The organism is Kitasatospora sp. NPDC057904 (assembly GCF_042887925.1).
GTDB lineage: Bacteria > Actinomycetota > Actinomycetes > Streptomycetales > Streptomycetaceae > Kitasatospora.
The window spans coordinates 500921-520540 of sequence record NZ_JBHVOL010000004.1 but is presented as its reverse complement, the minus strand read 5'-3'; the positions used below and the strand labels follow the sequence as shown (position 1 = coordinate 520540).

The 19620-nt window shown below is 72.2% G+C and carries 16 protein-coding genes and 1 pseudogene; 7 read left to right on the top strand and 10 right to left on the bottom strand.

Annotated elements, in window-relative coordinates; translation table 11 throughout:
* Window positions 1–127: 127 nt before the first annotated feature.
* On the bottom strand, window positions 128–1609 hold the full coding sequence (locus tag ACFVSN_RS13965) for a SulP family inorganic anion transporter (RefSeq protein ID WP_387955288.1): 1482 nt from the start codon (window positions 1607–1609) through the stop codon (window positions 128–130).
* Window positions 1610–2390: 781 nt separating this feature from the next.
* Here ACFVSN_RS13965 and gcl point away from each other — a divergent pair.
* Both gcl and ACFVSN_RS13955 read left to right on the top strand, forming a co-directional pair.
* Entirely contained in the window at window positions 2391–4172 is a 1782-nt protein-coding gene (gene gcl / locus ACFVSN_RS13960; protein WP_380494212.1) for a glyoxylate carboligase, read from the top strand.
* A gap of 153 nt (window positions 4173–4325) precedes the next feature.
* On the top strand, window positions 4326–4814 hold the full coding sequence (locus ACFVSN_RS13955; RefSeq protein ID WP_387955193.1) for a glutathione peroxidase: 489 nt from the start codon (window positions 4326–4328) through the stop codon (window positions 4812–4814).
* A 49-nt stretch (window positions 4815–4863) separates the two neighbouring features.
* Here ACFVSN_RS13955 and ACFVSN_RS13950 read toward each other — a convergent pair whose 3' ends face one another.
* On the bottom strand, window positions 4864–5787 hold the full coding sequence (locus ACFVSN_RS13950) for a LysR family transcriptional regulator (protein ID WP_380436261.1): 924 nt from the start codon (window positions 5785–5787) through the stop codon (window positions 4864–4866).
* A 96-nt stretch (window positions 5788–5883) separates the two neighbouring features.
* Between ACFVSN_RS13950 and ACFVSN_RS13945 the strand changes: the two genes are divergently transcribed.
* From ACFVSN_RS13945 to ACFVSN_RS13935, 3 genes are read left to right on the top strand one after another with little or no spacing between them, the layout of a single operon-like run.
* Window positions 5884–6588 carry a succinate dehydrogenase cytochrome b subunit gene (locus ACFVSN_RS13945; RefSeq protein ID WP_380436259.1) on the top strand — a complete coding sequence of 235 codons (705 nt, stop codon included), beginning with the start codon at window positions 5884–5886 and terminating at the stop codon, window positions 6586–6588.
* Window positions 6585–8528, top strand: coding sequence for a fumarate reductase/succinate dehydrogenase flavoprotein subunit (locus tag ACFVSN_RS13940; RefSeq protein ID WP_387955191.1), 1944 nt, complete (start codon window positions 6585–6587; stop codon window positions 8526–8528). The genes ACFVSN_RS13945 and ACFVSN_RS13940 overlap by 4 nt, the downstream gene beginning before the upstream one ends.
* On the top strand, window positions 8525–9262 hold the full coding sequence (locus tag ACFVSN_RS13935; RefSeq protein WP_380436255.1) for a succinate dehydrogenase/fumarate reductase iron-sulfur subunit: 738 nt from the start codon (window positions 8525–8527) through the stop codon (window positions 9260–9262). The genes ACFVSN_RS13940 and ACFVSN_RS13935 overlap by 4 nt, the downstream gene beginning before the upstream one ends.
* Window positions 9263–9417: 155 nt before the next feature.
* Here ACFVSN_RS13935 and ACFVSN_RS13930 read toward each other — a convergent pair whose 3' ends face one another.
* Together ACFVSN_RS13930 and ACFVSN_RS13925 are read right to left on the bottom strand one after the other, a co-directional pair.
* Complete coding sequence (locus tag ACFVSN_RS13930) at window positions 9418–10863, bottom strand: alpha/beta fold hydrolase (protein ID WP_387955189.1); 1446 nt, start codon at window positions 10861–10863, stop codon at window positions 9418–9420.
* Window positions 10864–10938: 75 nt separating this feature from the next.
* A complete protein-coding gene (locus ACFVSN_RS13925) occupies window positions 10939–11874 on the bottom strand; it encodes a DUF2797 domain-containing protein (protein WP_387955187.1) in 936 nt (311 codons plus the stop codon).
* Window positions 11875–12126: 252 nt separating this feature from the next.
* Here ACFVSN_RS13925 and ACFVSN_RS13920 point away from each other — a divergent pair, with 252 nt between their 5' ends.
* Window positions 12127–13290, top strand: a complete 1164-nt coding sequence (locus ACFVSN_RS13920) for a hypothetical protein (protein WP_387955185.1) — start codon at window positions 12127–12129, stop codon at window positions 13288–13290.
* Between the two features lie 30 nt (window positions 13291–13320).
* Here ACFVSN_RS13920 and ACFVSN_RS13915 read toward each other — a convergent pair.
* Window positions 13321–13764 (bottom strand): annotated as a pseudogene (locus ACFVSN_RS13915) (MBL fold metallo-hydrolase); the annotation flags it as partial.
* A gap of 126 nt (window positions 13765–13890) precedes the next feature.
* Here ACFVSN_RS13915 and ACFVSN_RS13910 point away from each other — a divergent pair.
* Window positions 13891–14526, top strand: a complete 636-nt coding sequence (locus ACFVSN_RS13910) for a maleylpyruvate isomerase N-terminal domain-containing protein (protein WP_387955183.1) — start codon at window positions 13891–13893, stop codon at window positions 14524–14526.
* A 300-nt stretch (window positions 14527–14826) separates the two neighbouring features.
* Here the strand turns inward: ACFVSN_RS13910 and ACFVSN_RS13905 are convergent, their stop codons facing one another.
* The 5 genes from ACFVSN_RS13905 to ACFVSN_RS13885 form a co-directional block, all read right to left on the bottom strand.
* Entirely contained in the window at window positions 14827–15024 is a 198-nt protein-coding gene (locus ACFVSN_RS13905) for a hypothetical protein (protein WP_387955181.1), read from the bottom strand.
* Window positions 15021–15578: a hypothetical protein gene (locus ACFVSN_RS13900; protein ID WP_387955179.1), complete on the bottom strand. Its 558-nt coding sequence runs from the start codon at window positions 15576–15578 to the stop codon at window positions 15021–15023. The genes ACFVSN_RS13905 and ACFVSN_RS13900 overlap by 4 nt, the downstream gene beginning before the upstream one ends.
* Window positions 15579–15694: 116 nt before the next feature.
* Complete coding sequence (locus tag ACFVSN_RS13895; RefSeq protein ID WP_387955177.1) at window positions 15695–17929, bottom strand: hypothetical protein; 2235 nt, start codon at window positions 17927–17929, stop codon at window positions 15695–15697.
* A 43-nt stretch (window positions 17930–17972) separates the two neighbouring features.
* Window positions 17973–18818: a hypothetical protein gene (locus ACFVSN_RS13890; RefSeq protein WP_387955175.1), complete on the bottom strand. Its 846-nt coding sequence runs from the start codon at window positions 18816–18818 to the stop codon at window positions 17973–17975.
* Window positions 18819–18927: 109 nt separating this feature from the next.
* Window positions 18928–19581 carry a Crp/Fnr family transcriptional regulator gene (locus ACFVSN_RS13885; protein WP_387955173.1) on the bottom strand — a complete coding sequence of 218 codons (654 nt, stop codon included), beginning with the start codon at window positions 19579–19581 and terminating at the stop codon, window positions 18928–18930.
* Window positions 19582–19620 lie beyond the last annotated feature (39 nt).

The following is a 19620-nucleotide window of genomic DNA, read 5'->3' as shown; positions in this document are numbered from 1 at the left end:
GCCTAGCCCACGGGGGTCCACCAAAACCCCCGCCACCCGGGCGCCCCCCCCCCCCCCCGCCCGTGGGGGGGGCCCCGGGCCCCCCGGGGCCCCGCGACCAGGCTAACCAGACGTCAGCCGGCGGCCGTCACACCACCATCGGCAGCGGCGGTTCGACGGCCAGCGGCGCCGAGCTGCGCGCCCGGTGCTGCGCGGCCCAGGACGCGAGCGCCACCGCGCAGGCGTGGTCCAGGTGCCGCAGGCCGGACCAGTCCAGCTCCACCGGGCGGTCGGCCGGCAGCCGCTCCAGCGCGTCGAGCAGCCGCGGCAGCCGCAGGAACGTCGCGTTGCCGCTCAGCCGCACCCGCTGCAGCGCCTCGCCGGAGGGCAGCCGCTCCTCCTCCACCCGGATCTGCAGGTGCGAGGTCTGCCACGCGGACTTCACCACCGCCAGTCCGACGCCGATCAGCACCCCCTCGAACAGGTCGGTGACGATGATCGAGCCCGCCGTCACCGCGAGCACCACCGCCTCGCCCCGGTGCTCCCGGCACAGCGCCGCGATCCGCCGCACCGGGACGAGCTTCGCGCCCGCGTGCACGAGGACGGCGGCGAGCGCGGTGAGCGGGACGAGCCCGAGCACGCCGGGGAGCAGGGCGGTGAACAGCAGCAGCCAGACGCCGTGCAGGGTGCGCGAGGCCTTGCTGCGGGCACCGGCCTGGACGTTGGTGGCGCTGCGCACGATGACGGCGGTCATCGGCAGCGCGCCGAGCAGTCCGCACACCGTGTTGCCGATGCCCTGCGCGGTGAGTTCGCGGTCGTAGTCGGTGCGCGGGCCGTGGTGCATCCGGTCGACGGCGGCGGCGCTGAACAGCGTCTCGGCGGACGCGATGAGGGTGAAGGCGACGACGGTGCCGAGGCCCGCGCCGCCCGCCAGTTCGCCGAGGGTGACGCGGTCGGGCAGGTGGACGACGTCGAGCAGGCCGGCGACGCGGACCCGGGCCACCGGCAGGTCGGCGGCCGCGGTCACGGCGGCGGCGAGCCCGACGGCGGCCAGCGGGGCGGGCACGCCGCGGGCGACTCGCTCCGGCAGGTGCTTCCAGAGGACGAGCACCAGCAGGGTGGCCACGCCGAGCGCGACGGCGCTCGGGTTCGCGGCGCCGGTGAGGGCGTCGCGCAGCAGGGCGGGCAGGCCGGCGATCTTCTCCGGGCCGGTGGCCGGGGCCCGGCGGTCGGCGAGCGCGTACAGCTGGCCGGAGAGCAGGGTGAGCCCGATGCCGGCGAGCATGCCGTGCACGACGGACGCGGACATGGCGCGGAACCAGCGGCCGAGCCGCAGGGCGCCCATGGCCAGCTGGAGCAGTCCGGCGCCGAGGACGAGCAGGCCGAGCGCGTGCGGGCCGAAGCGATGGACGGCGTCGTAGACGAGGACGGTGAGCCCGGCGGCCGGCCCGCTGACCTGGAGGCTGCTGCCGGGCAGCAGCCCGACCACCAGGCCGCCGACGATGCCGGTCACCAGGCCGAGCTCGGCCGGGACACCGGAGGCGACGGCCACCCCGACACACAGCGGCAGGGCGACGAGGAAGACGACGATCGAGGCGGGCAGGTCGTAGCGCCACGGGACGGTGCGCAGGAGTCCGGTGAGCGAACCCCGGGGCCGGCCCGGGGGCGCGGTGCGGCGGGGGCGGCCCGGCGGGCCCTTGCGGCGGTGGGGCGGACGGCTCACCCGGTCACCGCCGGGCGATGGACGGGGTTTCGGCGCATGGGTACGTTCCTTCCGCGCGCCCGCCGGCGGCGGGCACGCTGCTCCGGGGCGGGCGGGGAAGCGTGCGGGTCGGCATGCGGGGAGGCATGCGGGAAGCGTGCGGATCGGCATGCGGGGAGGCATGCGGGGACACATGCGCGGACGACACATGCGCAGACACATGCGAGGAAGCGTGCGACGGGACGTGCGGGCGCGAGGGGCACGGTACGAAGGGCAGGGCCTGCGGTACGTCCGGCGCTTGCGGATGCGCGCGGTGCTAGCGGGTGCGGACGGGAAGAAGGGCCGCACGACGGGGGCGACAGTGGGTGGCCCGGCGTGGCTCCGACGGTACCCAGGGGAGCGGGGCGGGCCAACCTCGCACACGGCCCCTTCACCCGGGCTGCACACCGGGTCCGCTTTCCGGGCCGGAACGCACGGTTCCCCGGGCACACTTGCACGACAGCCGTCCGCGTGTACGAACGAGGCCTGCCCACCACGGATCCCACAGGCCACACCCTGGGCGAACGTCCACAATCTGTTGAATCTCCCCTTGACGCCCCGACAGGCTCCGTCCTACCTTTTCTTCCACATACAGAAACCGTTCTTCCGTATGGTGGAATTCTGGAGATGAGCCCTCCGAGCCACTGCGGGCCGACGCAGGAGAAACCCGATGCCTCGTATGACAGCCGCCCGCGCGGCCGTGGAGATCCTCAAGCTCGAAGGCGTTGAGGTCGCGTTCGGCGTGCCGGGCGCAGCCATCAACCCGTTCTACGCCGCCCTCAAGGCCTCCGGCGGGATCAGGCACACGCTCGCCCGTCACGTCGAGGGCGCCTCCCACATGGCCGAGGGCTACACCCGCGCCAAGGCCGGCAACATCGGCGTGTGCATCGGCACCTCGGGCCCGGCCGGCACCGACATGATCACCGGCCTGTACTCGGCGATCGCCGACTCGATCCCGATCCTGTGCATCACCGGCCAGGCCCCGGTCGCCCGCCTGCACAAGGAGGACTTCCAGGCCGTCGACATCGCCTCGATCGCCAAGCCGGTCACCAAGGCGGCGACCACCGTCCTGGAGGCCGCCCAGGTCCCCGGCGTCTTCCAGCAGGCCTTCCACCTGATGCGCTCCGGCCGTCCGGGCCCGGTCCTGATCGACCTGCCGATCGACGTCCAGCTCACCGAGATCGACTTCGACCCGGAGGCCTACCAGCCGCTGCCGGTCTACAAGCCGACCGCGAACCGGATCCAGATCGAGAAGGCCATCGCGCTCCTCCAGGAGTCCGAGCGCCCGCTGATCGTCGCCGGCGGCGGCGTCATCAACGCCGACGCCTCCGAGCTGCTGCTGGAGTTCGCCGAGCTGACCGGCGTCCCGGTGATCCCGACCCTGATGGGCTGGGGCATCGTCCCGGACGACCACGAGCTGAACGCCGGCATGGTCGGCCTGCAGACCTCGCACCGCTACGGCAACGAGAACTTCCTCGCCTCCGACTTCGTCCTCGGCATCGGCAACCGCTGGGCCAACCGCCACACCGGCGGCCTGGACGTCTACACCGCGGGCCGCAAGTTCGTCCACGTCGACGTCGAGCCCACCCAGATCGGCAAGATCTTCGCCCCCGACCTCGGCATCGCCTCCGACGCCAAGGCCGCACTGGAGCTGTTCGTCACGGTGGCCAAGGAGCTCAAGGCCGCCGGGCGGCTGAAGGACCGCGGCGAGTGGGCCGCCGCCACCCAGGCCCGCAAGGCCCAGCTGCAGCGCCGCACCCACTTCGACAACGTGCCGCTCAAGCCGCAGCGCGTCTACGAGGAGATGAACAAGGCCTTCGGCCCGGAGACCCGCTACGTCACCACCATCGGCCTGTCCCAGATCGCCGGCGCGCAGATGCTGCACGTCTACAAGCCGCGCCACTGGATCAACTGCGGCCAGGCCGGCCCGCTCGGTTGGACCATCCCGGCCGCGCTCGGCGTCGCGACCGCCGACCCCGAGGGCCAGATCGTCGCCCTGTCCGGCGACTACGACTTCCAGTTCATGATCGAGGAGCTGGCGGTCGGTGCCCAGCACCGCATCCCCTACGTCCACGTCCTGGTGAACAACTCCTACCTGGGCCTGATCCGCCAGGCGCAGCGGAACTTCGACATCGACTTCCAGGTCAAGCTGGAGTTCGAGAACATCAACGCGCCGGAGCTGGGCGTCTACGGCGTCGACCACGTCAAGGTCGCCGAGGGCCTGGGCTGCAAGGCGATCCGGGTCACCGAGCCGGAGGGCCTGCTGCCGGCCTTCGAGGAGGCCAAGAAGCTGGCCGCCGAGTTCCGCGTCCCGGTCGTCGTCGAGGCGATCCTGGAGCGGGTCACCAACATCTCGATGAGCGGCAACGACATCGACAAGGTCAACGAGTTCGAGGAGCTCGCGACCCTGCCCGAGCACGCGCCGACCGCCATCAAGCCGCTCGCGGTCTGAGGCGGCGCACGGACCCGCAGCGTGGGGGCGGACGTGCCGCTCAGTGCGCCCCCACGCTCGCGGAACACCGGCGGCGCCGTCGTGGTTGAGCCTTCCGGGAGCGCTACCGTAACCCGGGAGTCCGACCCCACCGACCTGCCGAAAGGGACCACCGTGAGCCTGTACGACATTCCGCTGCGCACGCTGTCCGGCGAGGCCACCTCGCTCGCCGACTACAAGGGCAAGGCGCTGCTGATCGTCAACGTCGCCTCCAAGTGCGGTCTGACCCCGCAGTACGCGGGCCTGGAGCGGCTCCAGGAGCGCTACGCCGCGCGCGGGTTCAGCGTGCTGGGCTTCCCCTGCAACCAGTTCGCCGGGCAGGAGCCGGGCAGCGCCGAGGAGATCGAGACGTTCTGCTCGACGACGTACGGCGTCACGTTCCCGCTGTTCGAGAAGATCGAGGTGAACGGTGACGACCGGCACCCGCTGTACGCCACGCTGGTCGGGACGGCGGACGCCGAGGGCGAGGCCGGCGACGTCAAGTGGAACTTCGAGAAGTTCCTGATCACCCCGGACGGCACGGTGGCCGCCCGGATCCGCCCGGCCACCGAGCCGGAGTCGGACGAGGTCGTCGCCGCGATCGAGGCCGTGCTGCCGGCCTGATCGCCGCACTGCCACGAGAAAGGCCCGGGGCACGCGCCCCGGGCCTTTCTCATAGCAACAGCCGTGTGCCCGGCGGCAGTTCGCCGTCCCGGGCGGCGTCGCGCAGGTGCGCCAGCAGGGTCTCGCGCAGCGCGTCGGCGGCGCGCGTGAGCGGCACCTCGTGGCCGTGCGCGACGGCGATCGTGCGCCCCAGGCCCGGTCCCGCGAACGGGGTCACCCCGAGCCCCGAGCGGGCCGCCACCATGCCGGGCACCACCGCGGGCCCGAGCCCGGCCCGGACGAAGCCGAGCACCGCGTCCATCTCCCCGCCCTCCACCGCGAACTCCGGCTCGAACCCCGCCGCCCGGCAGGCCGCCAGGGTCGCCTCGCGCACGTCGTAGCCCTCGCGGAACATCACCAGCGGCCGCCCGCGCAGCTCCGTCACCCGCACCGTGCGCCGGGCCCGCTTCGGGAGGGCGGACACCAGCACCAGCTCCTCGTGCAGCAGTTCGGTGACGTCCAGGGCCGGCGCCGCCTCCCCGCTCGCGGGGGTGATCACCAGCGCGAGGTCCAGCTCCCCCGCCGCCAGCCAGCGGACGAGGTCGCGCGAACCGCCCTCGCGCACCGCCAGCGCCACCCCCGGGTAGCGGTCCCGGAACACCCGCAGGACGTCCGGCACCAGGCTCGTGCACAGGCTCGGCGGCGCCCCCAGCCGCACCCGGCCGCGGCGCAGCTGGACCGTCTCCTGCACGGCGAGCCGCGCGCTCTCGGTGTCCGCGAGGATGCGCCGCGCCAGCGGCAGCAGTGCGTCCCCCGCGTCGGTGAGAGCGATCCGGCCGCGCGTGCGGTGGAACAGCTCGGCGCCCAACTCCCGCTCCAGTGCCCGGATCTGCTGCGAGAGGGACGGCTGCGCCACGTGTGCCGCCTCGGCCGCGCGCGTGAAGTGGCGGGTCTCGGCGACGGCCAGGAAGTAGCGGAGTTGCTGGAGCTGCACACGGCCAGGATAGGCCTCCTTGATAGTGGCTGCCTATCGTCACGAGCCGCATCATGTCTTGGACGCACCCTTGCGGCCGTCCCTACCGTGGCTGCCATGACAACCGCGACTCGGACGGCCCGGCACCCGTCCACCCTGGCGACCCTCTGGCGGTCGACCGTCGGCAAGAAGGCGGTCATGGCCGTCAGCGGACTGGCCATGCTGCTGTACCTGGTCGCGCACATGCTGGGGAACCTCAAGGTGTTCTTCGGCCCCGACGACCTCAACGGCTACGCGCACTGGCTGCGCACCATCGGCGAACCGTTCCTGCGCTACGAGTGGTTCCTCTGGATCGCCCGCTCCGGCCTGCTGGCCGCCGTCGTCCTGCACGGCGTCGCCGCCTACCAGCTGAGCCGGCGCGACCTCGCCGCCCGGCCGAGCAAGTACGTGCACCAGCGCCGCCGCGCGAGCTACGCGACCCGCACGATGCGCTGGGGCGGGGTGATCCTCGCGCTGTTCATCGTGTGGCACGTCCTCGACCTGACGACGCTCACCGTGAACCCCGTCGCCGAGCACGGCCACCCGTACCAGAACATCGTCGCCACCTTCGGCCGCTGGTACAGCGACGTGATCTACATCGTCGCGATGCTCGCCGTCGGCCTGCACGTCCGGCACGGCTTCTGGAGCGCCGCGCAGACCCTCGGCGCCAACAACGCCCGCCGGGACCGGGCACTGAAGCTGGCCGCCAACGGCCTCGCCCTGATCCTCACCGCGGGCTTCCTGTCCGTCCCCGTGGCCGTGATGACCGGAGTCGTGAAATGAGCTACGCGTCCTACACCGTCGGCGAGCCGATCGCCGACACCAAGGCGCCCGCCGGGCCGATCGAACAGCGCTGGGACCAGCGGCGGTTCGACGCCAAGCTGGTCAACCCGGCCAACCGCCGCAAGCACACGGTGATCGTCGTCGGCACCGGCCTGGCCGGCGGCGCGGCCGGCGCCACCCTCGCCGAACAGGGCTACCACGTCGTCCAGTTCTGCTTCCAGGACTCCCCGCGACGCGCCCACTCGATCGCCGCCCAGGGCGGCATCAACGCGGCCAAGAACTACCGCAACGACGGCGACTCCGTCCGCCGGCTGTTCTACGACACCGTCAAGGGCGGCGACTTCCGCGCCCGCGAGTCCAACGTGCACCGGCTGGCCCAGGTCTCGGTGGAGATCATCGACCAGTGCGTGGCCCAGGGCGTCCCGTTCGCCCGCGAGTACGGCGGCCTGCTCGACACCCGCTCCTTCGGGGGCGTCCAGGTCTCCCGCACCTTCTACGCCCGCGGCCAGACCGGCCAGCAGCTGCTGCTCGGCGCCTACCAGGCGCTCTCCCGGCAGATCGCCGCCGGCAACGTCGAGATGCACGCGCGCACCGAGATGCTCGACCTCGTCGTCGTCGACGGACGCGCCCGCGGCATCGTCGCCCGCGACCTCGTCACCGGCGAGATCCGCACCCACACCGCCGACGCCGTCGTGCTCGCCAGCGGCGGCTACGGCAACGTCTTCTACCTCTCCACCAACGCCAAGAACTCCAACGCCACCGCGATCTGGCGGGCCCACCGCCGCGGCGCCCTCTTCGCCAACCCGTGCTTCACCCAGATCCACCCCACCTGCATCCCGCGCTCGGGCGACCACCAGTCCAAGCTCACCCTGATGAGCGAGTCGCTGCGCAACGACGGCCGGATCTGGGTGCCCAAGGCGCGCGGCGACCAGCGGCCGCCGGCCGAGATACCCGAGGACGAACGCGACTACTACCTGGAGCGCGTCTACCCCGCCTTCGGCAACCTCGTCCCGCGCGACATCGCCTCCCGCGCCGCCAAGAACGTCTGCGACGAGGGCCGCGGCGTCGGCCCCGGCGGCCAGGGCGTCTACCTCGACTTCGCCGACGCCGTCCGCCGGATGGGCCGGGACGCCGTCGAGGCGAAGTACGGCAACCTCTTCGACATGTACCAGCGGATCACCGCCGAGGACCCGTACCGGGTGCCGATGCGGATCTACCCCGCGATCCACTACACGATGGGCGGGCTCTGGGTCGACTACGACCTCCAGACCACCGTGCCCGGCCTGTTCGCGATCGGCGAGGCCAACTTCTCCGACCACGGCGCCAACCGGCTCGGCGCCAGCGCCCTCATGCAGGGCCTCGCCGACGGCTACTTCGTCCTGCCGCCCACCCTCAACGACTACCTGGCCCGGGAGAAGCTGCCGGCCGTCCCCGCCGACCACCCCGCCGTCACCGAGGCGGAGGCCGAGGTCGGGGACCGGCTGGGCCTCATCCTCGCCGTCGACGGCGACCGCACCCCCGACTCCTTCCACCGCGAACTCGGCGAACTCCTGTGGGACGAGTGCGGCATGGCCCGCGACGAGGCCGGGCTGCGCCGGGCCCTGGAGCGGATCCCGCGCCTGCGCGACGAGTTCTGGCACCGCATCAAGGTGCCCGGCACCGGCCGGGAGCTCAACCAGTCGCTGGAGAAGGCCAACCGGCTCGTCGACTACTTCGAGCTCGCCGAACTCATGTGCCTGGACGCCCTGCACCGGGCCGAGTCCTGCGGCGGCCACTTCCGCACCGAGAGCCAGACCCCGGACGGCGAGGCCGCCCGCCGCGACGAGGACTACACCTACGCCGCCGCCTGGGAGTTCACCGGCACCGGCACCGCGCCCGTCCTCCACCGCGAGGCGCTCGACTTCGAGTACGTCCACCCCACCCAGCGGAGCTACGCATGAACCTCACCCTGCGCATCTGGCGCCAGGCGGGCCCGGACACCCCCGGCGCGATGACCACCTACGAGGTCGGCGGGATCAGCCCGGACATGTCCTTCCTGGAGATGCTCGACACCCTCAACGAGGAGCTCATCACCCGCGGCGACCAGCCCGTCGCCTTCGACCACGACTGCCGCGAGGGCATCTGCGGCGCCTGCGGCATGGTCATCAACGGGCAGGCCCACGGCCCGGAACGGACCACCACCTGCCAGCTGCACATGCGGCACTTCACCGACGGCGACACCATCGACGTCGAGCCCTGGCGGGCCTCCGCCTTCCCGGTGGTCAAGGACCTCGTCGTGGACCGGTCGGCCTTCGACCGGATCATCGGCTCCGGCGGCTACGTCACCGCCCCCACCGGCAGCGCCCCCGACGCGCACGCCACGCCCGTCCCCAAGGAGGCCGCCGACACCGCCTTCGAGCACGCCGAGTGCATCGGCTGCGGCGCCTGCGTGGCCGCCTGCCCGAACGGCTCGGCGATGCTCTTCACGTCCGCCAAGGTCGTCCACCTCAACGTGCTCCCCCAGGGCGCGCCGGAGCGCTCCTCCCGGGTGCGGAACATGGTCGCCGCCATGGACGCCGAGGGCTTCGGCGGGTGCACCAACACCGGCGAGTGCGCCACCGCCTGTCCCAAGGGCATCCCGCTCCCCAGCATCGCCGCGATGAACCGCGAGTTCCTGAAGGCCGCGCGCGGCTGAACTGCCCCCTCCCCTTCGGTCTCCCGTGCGTGCGCGGGAGGCCGAAGCGCGTGCCGGACGCGTCTGCGGCGTCCAGCGGGGCGCGCGGGGCGTCCGCGCGCTCCCCGATGGAGTGGTGGATCGTCAGGACCGGTGCTGCTGCGCGGATTTTCGCGCTACCGTGGTCCTCCGCTACGGAAGGACGGCATATGCCCGAGGTTCAGTCCTGTTCCGGTTGCGGCGGGTCCGGGGGGACCCAGAAGACCGAGGCCACGGTCGAACTGGACGAGGAAGGAAGCATGGTGCCGAGGATCCACACCTTCTGGTCGCCATGCGGTCGGTGCCACGGATCCGGGACGGTGATCGTCGGATGAGGTTGGTCTTCGAATGCGTCGAGTGCGGTGGGCACTACCTGCCGCCCGAGAGCCTGGCGTACCCCGACGGGCCCGCGTCCCCGATCTGGTGCTCGCGCTGCCAGACGGCCAAGCGGGCGGCCGGGGTCCGCGAGGACCCGCTGCTCGCGCGGATGGCGCTGGCCGCCGCCCGCGCCGCGGCGGCCCGGCGCGCGGCGGACACCGAACCGCCCGCGCGCACCGACGTCCGCCCGTCGCGGCCGCCGCTCTCGCGCCGGTCCCGCTCCGGGCCGGGCGGGGTGCGCGGGCGGCTGGGCTGAGCCCCCGCCGCCGTCCGGCGGTCGAGAGGAACTCCCGGAGCAGCGCCGCGATGGTGTCCGGGGCGTCCTCGGGGCTGTAGTGGCCCACGCCCGCCAGCTCGACGGTCCGCCCGCGCGGGAACGCCTCCGCGAACAGCGGCAGGAAGTACCGCGCCCCCAGCGTCCGGTCCGCGCCGCCCCAGACGGCGAGCGCGGGCACGGCGGCGAGCGCGGCGCGGGCCTCGTCGCCCGGCGTCTCGAACACGTGGGCCCCGGTCGCGAAGCCCTCCGCCCAGCCGAGCGCGCCGGCCGCCTCCGCACGGGTGGGGAACGGCGAGGCGTAGGCGCGCAGCCAGGTGTCGGTGATCAGCGCGTTGTTCTCGAAGCCGTTGAGCTTCAGGGTGCTGAGGATCGTGTAGCCGAGTTCGCCGAGGACGGCGTCCAGGCTGCCGTCCGCGTGCGCGCGGGCGATCCAGCGGAACCACGGGGACTCGGCCGCGTTGGCCATCAGCGCGTCCGGGAGCCTGGGCCGGCCGAAGGGCGTCGGCCCGTTGAGGCTGACCACCCCGGTGACGAGCCCCGGGCGCCGGGCGGCCAGGCCCGTGCCGACCGGCCCGCCGAAGTCGTGCAGCACGAGGGTGAGTTCGCGCAGGCCGAGGTCGTCGACGAGGGCCACCAGGTTGTCGACGTGGTCCTGCAGGCGGTACGTCCGGCCGGCCGGCGTCTCGCTCTTGCCGAAGCCCATGTGGTCCGGGACCACCACCCGGTGGGTGGGCGCGAAGCGGCGGACCAGGTCGCGGAAGAGGTAGCCCCAGGTGGGTTCGCCGTGCAGGCAGAGCAGGACGGGGCCGTCGCCCTCGTCGACGTGGTGCATCCGGAAGCCCGGGGCGGTGCTGAAGTGCGGCCGGTACGGGAAGGTGCCGTCGAAGGTCTCGTGGGCGGCGATCATCGCGGGGTGCTCACTCCGCACTGGTAGCAGGTTGAAACCACTGAGGGCGAGGCCAGACCTCGTGGTTTCATTAAGCAACCACAATGGTGGGCGGGTTCAGAACAGCGCTTCCTGGGTGTCCGGCTCCGGCGGGCGGACGCGCTCCGCGAGCGCGACGCCGGCGGTGGCGCGGCCCGTGACGGCGGTGAGCGTCCAGCCGGTGAGCAGCCGGGTGTCGAGCAGCAGCGGGTCGGCGCCGTCGGCCTGGTCGAGGAAGAGGTGCCGGCCGACCGGCGCCCGCAGCGTGCCCGCGAGGACGGCGCCGTGCGCGAGCCCGTCGACGTGCCGGTAGCTCTCCGGGGCGCCGCCGGCCAGGCCGAAGCGCTCGACGTGGTCGGTCACCGGGCGGTCCGCGAGCAGCTCCAGGGCGTGGCCGCGCAGGAGCCCGTGCGCCTGCGTGCGGGCGTCGGAGAGCACGGCTCGGCGGTGCGGCACGTCGCCGTGCGACCACCAGCGGTCCGTCTTGGCGCGGCTCTTGAACCGCTCGCGCGCCAGGCCCGAGGCGGCGACGGTGAGTTCGGCGCGACGGATCGCCGGGAGACCGCCGCGCGCGGTGAACGCGTAGGCGAGCGCGCCCTGTTCGAGGAGCCGGCTGTCGCCGCGCTGCTCGGCGGTCAGGCCCACCTTGAGCAGGCCGTCGCCGAACCAGGCCAGGTAGAGCAGGTACGTGCGGCCGTCGTCGAGGATCTGGTCGCGGGCGAGGGCGAGGCCGCGGTCGACGCTCTGGCACGCCGGGCACTGGACGGCGCCGCCGCCCGGATCGATCTCCGCGTGGTACGGACACGGCGTGCGCTCGGTGGCACCGGCCAGCCAGGCCCCGGTGCACCGGCGCGGGCCGCCGAGCAGCCAGCCGACCTCCGTCCCGGCCCCGACGACGCGCTCGTGGACCCGCGGACCGCACACGGCACCGAGCCGCGGCCGGCCCTCGTGCCAGCTCAGGCCGGTGGAGATCCAGCCGGCGGGCCGGTCGGGGTGCTGCGGTGCGATCGTCACGGGGCTCCTCTCGGCCGGAACGAGTCCGGGCGGAGCCGGTCTCGGTCGGAACCAGTGAGGCTACCCGCCACCACCGACAGCGGGCACGGCCGGTGCAGCGCCCGCGCCGCGTCACCCGGGCGCCCGGCATTCGGCGGACACCGGCGGGCGGGCCGAGGGGTGCATGCCTAGCGTGACGTCCTGGGGGCGATCCGAGCACTTCCGCGGGTCGGGACGGACCGTCCCGGGCCCGCCCTCCAGGAGGCACCGCACATGAGACTTCGGGCTTGTTCGAGCGCGCTGGTGAGCGCCGCGCTGACCCTCGGCCTGACCGCCGCCGCGACCCCGGCCGGGGCAGGGGCAGGGGCCGGGACCGCGACCCCGCCCGTGGCCGCCGAGCCGCGGCCGTTCCTCGACCGGCTGAACACCGTGTCCCTCGTCGGGTCCACCGTGCCCGCCAACGGCGACGTGAACCCGTACGGCACGTTCACGATCCGGGAGAGCGTCGGCGACCTGCGCCGGGGCAACGTCCTGATCAGCAACTTCAACAACTCGGTGAACCTGCCGGCGGGCCAGCAGGGCCGGGGCACCACCCTGGTCCAGGTCGCCCCGGACGGCGCCCTGACCACGTTCGCCACGATCGACCCGAACAACCTGCCGGGACCGTGCGACGGCGGGGTCGGCCTCACCACGGCGCTGACCGTCCTGCCCGGCGGCTGGGTGGTCGTCGGCAGCCTCCCCACCTCGGACGGCACGTCCGCCACCGCCAAGGCCGGGTGCCTGCTGGTGCTCGACGAGCACGGGACGGTCCGCGAGACGATCGCCGGGCACGGTATCAACGGCCCCTGGGACATGACCGCCGTCAGTTTCGGCAAGCGCAGCGAGCTGTTCGTCACCAACGTGCTCAACGGGACGGTCGACGGCAACGGCGCGGAGGTCGACGAGGGCACCGTCCTGCGGATCACCCTGTGCGCCGAGGGCGACCAGCCGCCCGCCCCGGTGGCCTTCACCGAGATCGGCTCGGGCTTCCCCGAGCGGACGGACCCGGCGGCCCTGGTCGTCGGCCCGACCGGGGTCGGCCTGCACGACGGCACGCTCTACGTCGCGGACACCGTGCTGAGCCGGATCACGGCCATTCCCGACGCGCTCACCCGCAAGAACAGCGCGGGCATCGGACGGGTCATCACCTCGGGTGGCAGCCTCAACGCCCCACTGGGCATGGCCCTCACGCCCAGGGGCGACATCCTCACGGTCAACGGCGGGGACGGCAACATCGTCGAGACCACGCGGAGCGGACGGCAGGTGGCGACCAAGACGATCAACAACGAGGGCACCCCGCCCGGCGCGGGCGCGCTCTTCGGCCTCGACCTGGACCTCGACCACGACGCGGTCTACTTCGTCAACAACGCCGACAACGTCCTCGACGTCCTGCACTAGGCCCTCTCTCTCCCGTCAGGCCGTCGCACCCGGCAGGCCGGCCACCCCCACCGCGTCCAGCAGCGGGCCGCCCGTGAAGGCGGCGAGGGGGCGGCCGTGCCGGGTGAGGACGTACGAGGTGTGGTGCGGCGTGTGGCCGGGCGTCGCGACGGCGCGCAGGGCCAGGCCGTGGTCGGGGTCGAGGTCGAACTCGTCGCCGTCGTGCACCAGGACGCGCCGGTAGGACACCGCCGCGTCGGCGGGCACGAGGTAGTGCGCGCCGGTGAGCAGCGCGAGTTCGGGCCCGCCGGTGGCGTGGTCGTCGTGCACGTGTGTCTCGGCGACGTACGCGATCGGGACGCACCGGCGGGCGGCCGCGGCGAGGACCCGGCCGACGTCGGCCGGCGGGTCGACGGCCACCGCCCCGCCGGGCCCGCCCGCCAGGTAGCCGTGACCGCCCGGCGCCTCGCTCTCAAGGATGTCGACGAAGTACACGCACCCTCCTCACGGATGTACCCCGGATGTACCCCTGGGGGTATCGGGCCGGATCCTAGCAGACGTACCCCCAGGGGTATCGCAGGCGCGCGGTGGGCCGGGGCCGGGACCGTTAGCATCACGATCATGACCGAGACCCCCACCCCGGACGACCTCGCCACCGCCCTCCGCCTCGCCGCCGACACCCTGCGCGGCGCCCCCGCGGACGCCGACTGGTCCCGCCCCGCCGGCACGCTCGGCTGGTCCTGCTGGGAGACCGTCGAACACCTCGCGGACGACCTCCTCGCCTACGCCGCCCAACTCGGCCCCGCCCGGCCGCCGCGGGACCGCTACGTCCCGTTCGTCTCGACGCGCGAGGCCCCGGGTGCGCCGAACAGCTTCGTCCGCGCCGAGCGCGGGGCCGGCGCGGCCGGGCTCGTCGAAGTGCTGGAGGCCAGCGGCGGGCTGATGGTCGCCATCGCCCGCACCGCCTCACCCGACGCGCGCGCCTACCACCCCTGGGGCCTCGCCGACCCGACCGGCTTCGTGGCGATGAGCCTGGTGGAGCTCCTGGTGCACCTGCACGACGTCACCCGGGGCCTGGACCTCCCCTGGAAGCCCCCGGCCGACATCTGCCACCGCACCCTCACCCGCCTCTTCCCCGACATCCCCACCGTCGACGCCGCCCCCTGGCCCACCCTCCTCTGGGCCACCGGCCGAGCCCCACTCCCCGGCCACCCCCAACGCACGACCTGGCGCTGGCACGCCGACGTCCCCGCCTGACCACCCGGCCCGCAGGAAGTCGGACCCGCCGACTTCCTGCGCCGATCACACAATCGGCGCCCTTGACCTCCAGGAGCGCATGCCGCCTCCCTCCGATGCGAGTAGCAGCGGCCCGACAGTACCTCGCCCACACCGGCACCCGCTGCCGACACAGATGGCAGCCACGACCTCGTCCTCCCTCGAACGGCGGTGTCCCGTTGCTTGACGACAACGGGGCACCGCCAATTAGCCGTTGCCAGGATTGTCCGGCTGACGCCGCCCCGTCACCGTCCGCCAAGGGGCGGGGGGGGACCGGCCACGCTACGACTCGGGTCGGCGGGCCTCCGCCTCCTGGACGTAGCGCTGGAAGAGGTACTCAACTTCGTCGGGCGCGCAGTACATCCGGGCCTGCCGCCAAGCGTTTTCGAGGTCGAACGGGTAGCGGCTGAGCCGTTGGAGGCGGAGTGCCCGCAGGGTCGTGAGCGGGGCGAGCATGACCCGCCACAGGACCACCCTCATCCTGCCCGCCCAACCGGGGCAGCCCAGTCCGGCGGCACGGTGGCCACCCTCAAGGCCTCGACGGACTGACGAAGCAGGACCCGCATGGCCTCATGCTGAGTCTCCGGGTCCTGGAACCCGGCACCGACCATCTCCCACTGCTCCAAGAGCGGGTGCCACCATGCGTTGCAGGACCTGATCGCTCGAGAGAGCCGTTGCAGGTCGGCCACCCGGGCGTCGTCCGGGAGTTGGGAGGTCCGCTCCATCCGGTCGAGCACCACCAGGTCCGGGTTGTCGTAGAGAGCTGTCTTGAGGAACTTCAGCCGCCTGATCCGTTCGGTGTCGGCCCGCCGGACGGCCAGAGCCTCCTGTGAAGTGGGCGACAGGCGGAGGACGAACTTCGCGGACAACAGCCGGTAGTGCGGGGTGCGCCGCCCACCGGGCACACCGAGCACGGCGTTGAGGATGTCCTCGGCCCCGAGTAGGTCGTCCGGTTGCAGCCCGGCGGTCACCTCCGCGGCGGCGCTGCGGAGGTCAGTGCGGACCTGCTCTGCCAGATTGGCTCGGCCCCGCATGGTGGGCCGCCATACAAGGGAGAATGTCCCTTCGAATGGAATGTCCGGTTCAGCGCTCGGCAGTTGACAAGGTCTCGGGCACGCCGTGGTGTGCGGGGCCCGCTGCCACGGCCACCTCATCGAGTGGTGCCGTCGAGCGTGAAGACATTGCGGAGCGGAGCGCCGACCAAGTGCTGGTAGAAGTCCTCAGCGATGTTGACTCCCTGCGCCGTGACGGAGCTCGCGAGCGCCTTCATCAGGTCCATCCCGGCCTGGAACATCCGGTGCCCGCGGAGCGGCACGAGCAGCTGGTCACGGAGCTGCACGTAGCTGTCGGAGTCGGCGTCTCCGGCGCAGGAGTGGATCCAACCGGTGATCCGCGGGATGGTCTCGACTGCAGTATCCGGACTGCCGAGCAACTCTGCCAGGGCCCTCTGAACGTCGATCTCCGGCGCGTCACCCGACAGCAGCCACGGCAGCTCCGGGCTGTCCACCGACATCAAGGCCAGGAAAGCCAGACTCCCGTTCCGGGACGAGCTCTTCGCCTGCTGCCAGGCCCGAACCTCCGTAACCAGTCGAGCCCGACCGGCGGGTTGGCGGGCGAGTTCCTCGAAGGCTGTGAGCACGCTCTGCCGGACTGCCGGGTCGTTGGTCCTCTGTGCCACCCGCCGCAGCCGGACCAAGGCCATCTTCGCGACGGCAGAGCTGACGTCGGGGTCGGCCAGGACGAGGCGACAGGTAGAAACCACGGTGAGCGCGCCGCCGCTCGTGTCGGCCCACTGGTAGAGCGTGGCCCAGACGAGGCGCCCGACGTGCTCATCACGCACCACAGTTCGAAGGACGGCACCCAGCACGTCCGGCTCGGTCAGCTCGGCCAACTTGTTGAGGTGTTCCCTAGTCCCGTGGCGCAGGGCCAAGGACGCCAGCGTCCGCACCACCGGGTCCATCGGGTCGGGCCGGTCGGCGAGCTTCCCTAGCCAGCCGAGCAGCGGCGTCCGCATCGCCTCATAATTGTCCCAGACGTACTCGAGCACCGCCCGCCCGTAGGCCGGCCGGTCGAAGAGCACCACGTCGCGCCCGTCGACCGTGGCACCGATGTCCTGGATCCGGCGGCGCAGACCGCGGGCCGCGAAGGCCGCCTGGGCGGCCGTCCCAGTCATCGGGTCGGTGTTCCCCGACTCCACCGCTTCCTGCAACTTCCGCGCGTCGGCGGACACCCTGGACACCGGCACGGACTGCCGCACCGCCAGGGCGAGCAGCAGGTAACGGTCCTCTAGCGTCAACGACCGGTCGGTCCTGCCACGGGCTACGGTGCGGTCCCCGAAGAGCTCGTCCAACTCCCCGCGCCAGTCCGATAGCGCGTCCAGCACGCGCTCCTCGAACGTCTTTACCGCGTCAGGGTCCACTGCCTTCCGGAGCAGCGCAGGGGCCGCTTGGTAGAGGCGGTGCTCCTCCCAGACCGCAACGATGCGATGGATCGCCCGAACGGCCGCCACAGCATTCAGGCCTTGCAGCTGAAACTGGGCCTGCGTGGACTCCCTGATCTCCTTGGCCAGCTCGTGGTGGCCGCCGGCCGCAAGGTGGGCGTCCACCACCGTGCCGGCGGCGGGGGGATCGACGAGGCGGAGCACGTGCACGCCGGATCGGGAGACCAGGCCGGGTACGTCCCAGAGCTCCTGGGCCACCGTCAGTACAAGGTGGGATCCGCAGTCGGACAGGTCCGCGGCGTGCTTCCCGAGCGAGCTGAGGAAGTCGGCCGAGACCCGGTCGGTGTCCGGATCCTTGAGATCGAGCTGGAAAGCATGGCTCTCCTCCAAGGGCAGCCAGGCCCGGCTCGGCGAATTCCAGTCCGCCTGCAGCTTGACCAGCGCGGCGCTCGGCGCGGTGCGCTCGGCCAGCAGGCGCAGCGCGAAGGTGGTCGCGCCGATCTCGCGGGGGGCGACGATGACCAAGACGGGCGCCCGCAAATTGCCGGTGGCCGGATCGAGCGCTTCCTGCCAGGTGTCCGTCCACGCGTCACGGACGAACGGCTGCTCCAGGAGGGCCTCACGGTCCAACTCCTCGCCCTCAAGAAGATCACGTTTGCGGGTCTCGAGGATCAGCTGCTTGACGTCGCCGCCGACGACGACGTCAACCTGGCCGTGGAAGTGCGCTACCGGACCGGTGGCCGTTTGGGTATCCGGGGTCACCTGCCGAGTAGCAGCCTGCTCCGAAGCGTCCTCCACCGGGGCTGGCAAGGCGTCGGGCAGCTCCAAGCGGGGGACTTGTCGAGGCTGTACCCACTTCGGCAGCCGGGCCTCGAGGATTTCACCGCCGTATCCCTCATCGTTCGGCCCGTCAGCGGAGTGGCGCGGGTGGAGGATTTCGGACATGGTTTCTCCCTTGTAGGGATACGACGGATGAGGTGCTGTCGGTTCAACGGCTGCGGCGGTCGATCCGGAGGGTCTCGACATGCCCGTTGATCACCGGGTCGTGCAACGGGGCATGAAAATTTTGGACAGCCCCTGCCCTGGCAAGTTGCTCCGACCTGGGGTGCGCCGGAGGCGTGGAAGCGATGCCCGATTCGGGGCTGTCCGGGTCAGGCAGGCACCCGCGGAGGGAGCTGACAGGCAAGCCAGGAACGAACAGCCGGCACGGCGCCTCGAACCCGGGCTTGTCGGCCACCCTGGCGACAGTCGCCAGGAAATGGCGTTCCGTGAGGCCCTGGTGGGTGCGCCCAGCCTGCACGGAGCGCTGGTAGACGGGCTCCGAGAGGACGGCCGCGAGGAACAGGCCGTTATCCGTCGCAGCCGCGACGGCCTGGTAGGCCGCGTCGCTGTTGACCAGCCGGCAGGCGTCGTTGATCGCGGCGCCGCGATGGTCGGGAACACTCAGCGGGCCGACGTGGACGGCGACCCGGACGCAGATGGCCGGTGCAGTGGCCATCCGGATGCCCTCGTAGCGCTGGAGCGCGGCGCTCAGGTTCCCCAGCAGCGGATCGACCATCCGCGCGGCATGCCGGGGTGGAAGGAGCAGGATGACGCCGTCGCCCGTGTCCTTGAACCCGGTGTCCAAGGTACGGGGCTCGGGCAATCCGCTCTGGACGAAGGCCGTCTCCAGGATGCTGTCCAAATCGGACCGGACCGGTGCCATCTGCGCTTCGGGGAGTCGGCTGTAGCCCTTCATGTCGACGACCAAGACGGCCTGTTCAGGCGGCACGTCGCGGTCCGATGCGTCACGGTCCAGTGCGGCGTGGTCCGGTGTGAAAACGGAGGAAGTCATGGGTGAGCAGCCCTTTCGGCAGTGGGGGCGGTGAACGAGACCCCATGCTGCTCGGCGGGACGGAGCGGTGGTGCCCAGTACTGGGCACCACCGCGGTGGCCTGCGTCACTCAGGCGAGCACATCGGCCTGGATGGCCGGCATGTTCCGGATGACCAGCCCGCCGCCCGCCTCGGTCCCGAGCCAGCCCCGTTCCCGCCACGGCTTGATCGCACTGCCCACGCCGTTCCGGGAGGCTCCGATCAGCTGCGACAGCTCGGTCTGGGTCAACCGCACCACGGCGTCGGCGCCATGCCGGGAAGCCGCCTGGACCAGTCGACCCAGAGCTGCGGCCAGACGCACCGGAACCGGCGCGGTTGCCATTTCCAGCCGTGCCGCCTCCGCCTCCCGAACGCGCGCAATGGCGTGTCGTAGCAAGGGAATTGTCAGATCGTGTTCGTGGACGAAGGCGAGGAACTCGGGAGCGGGAATGAGGTGGACGCGGCACGGCTCGGCCGCGATCACCGAGGCCGAGCGCGGCTGGGCATCCAGGACCGCGAGTTCGCCGAGCAGTTCGCCCGCGCCGCGGACGGCCAGTAGCGTCCGTTCACCGTTGGCGCCCACCAGCGTGACCAGGGTGGATCCGGAGCTGAGAAGGATCACCTGGGTGGCGGGGTCGCCCTGCCGGAGCAGCATGGACCTGGCGGGACGGCTGCGTTCTGGTGCGAGATTGCGCAATTTCGACCAGAGTCGATCGCCGATGATAGATTTATGGCAGAGATACACGTCCCCCCCTGAGTTTCCTCGGACAACAGCCGCACGATG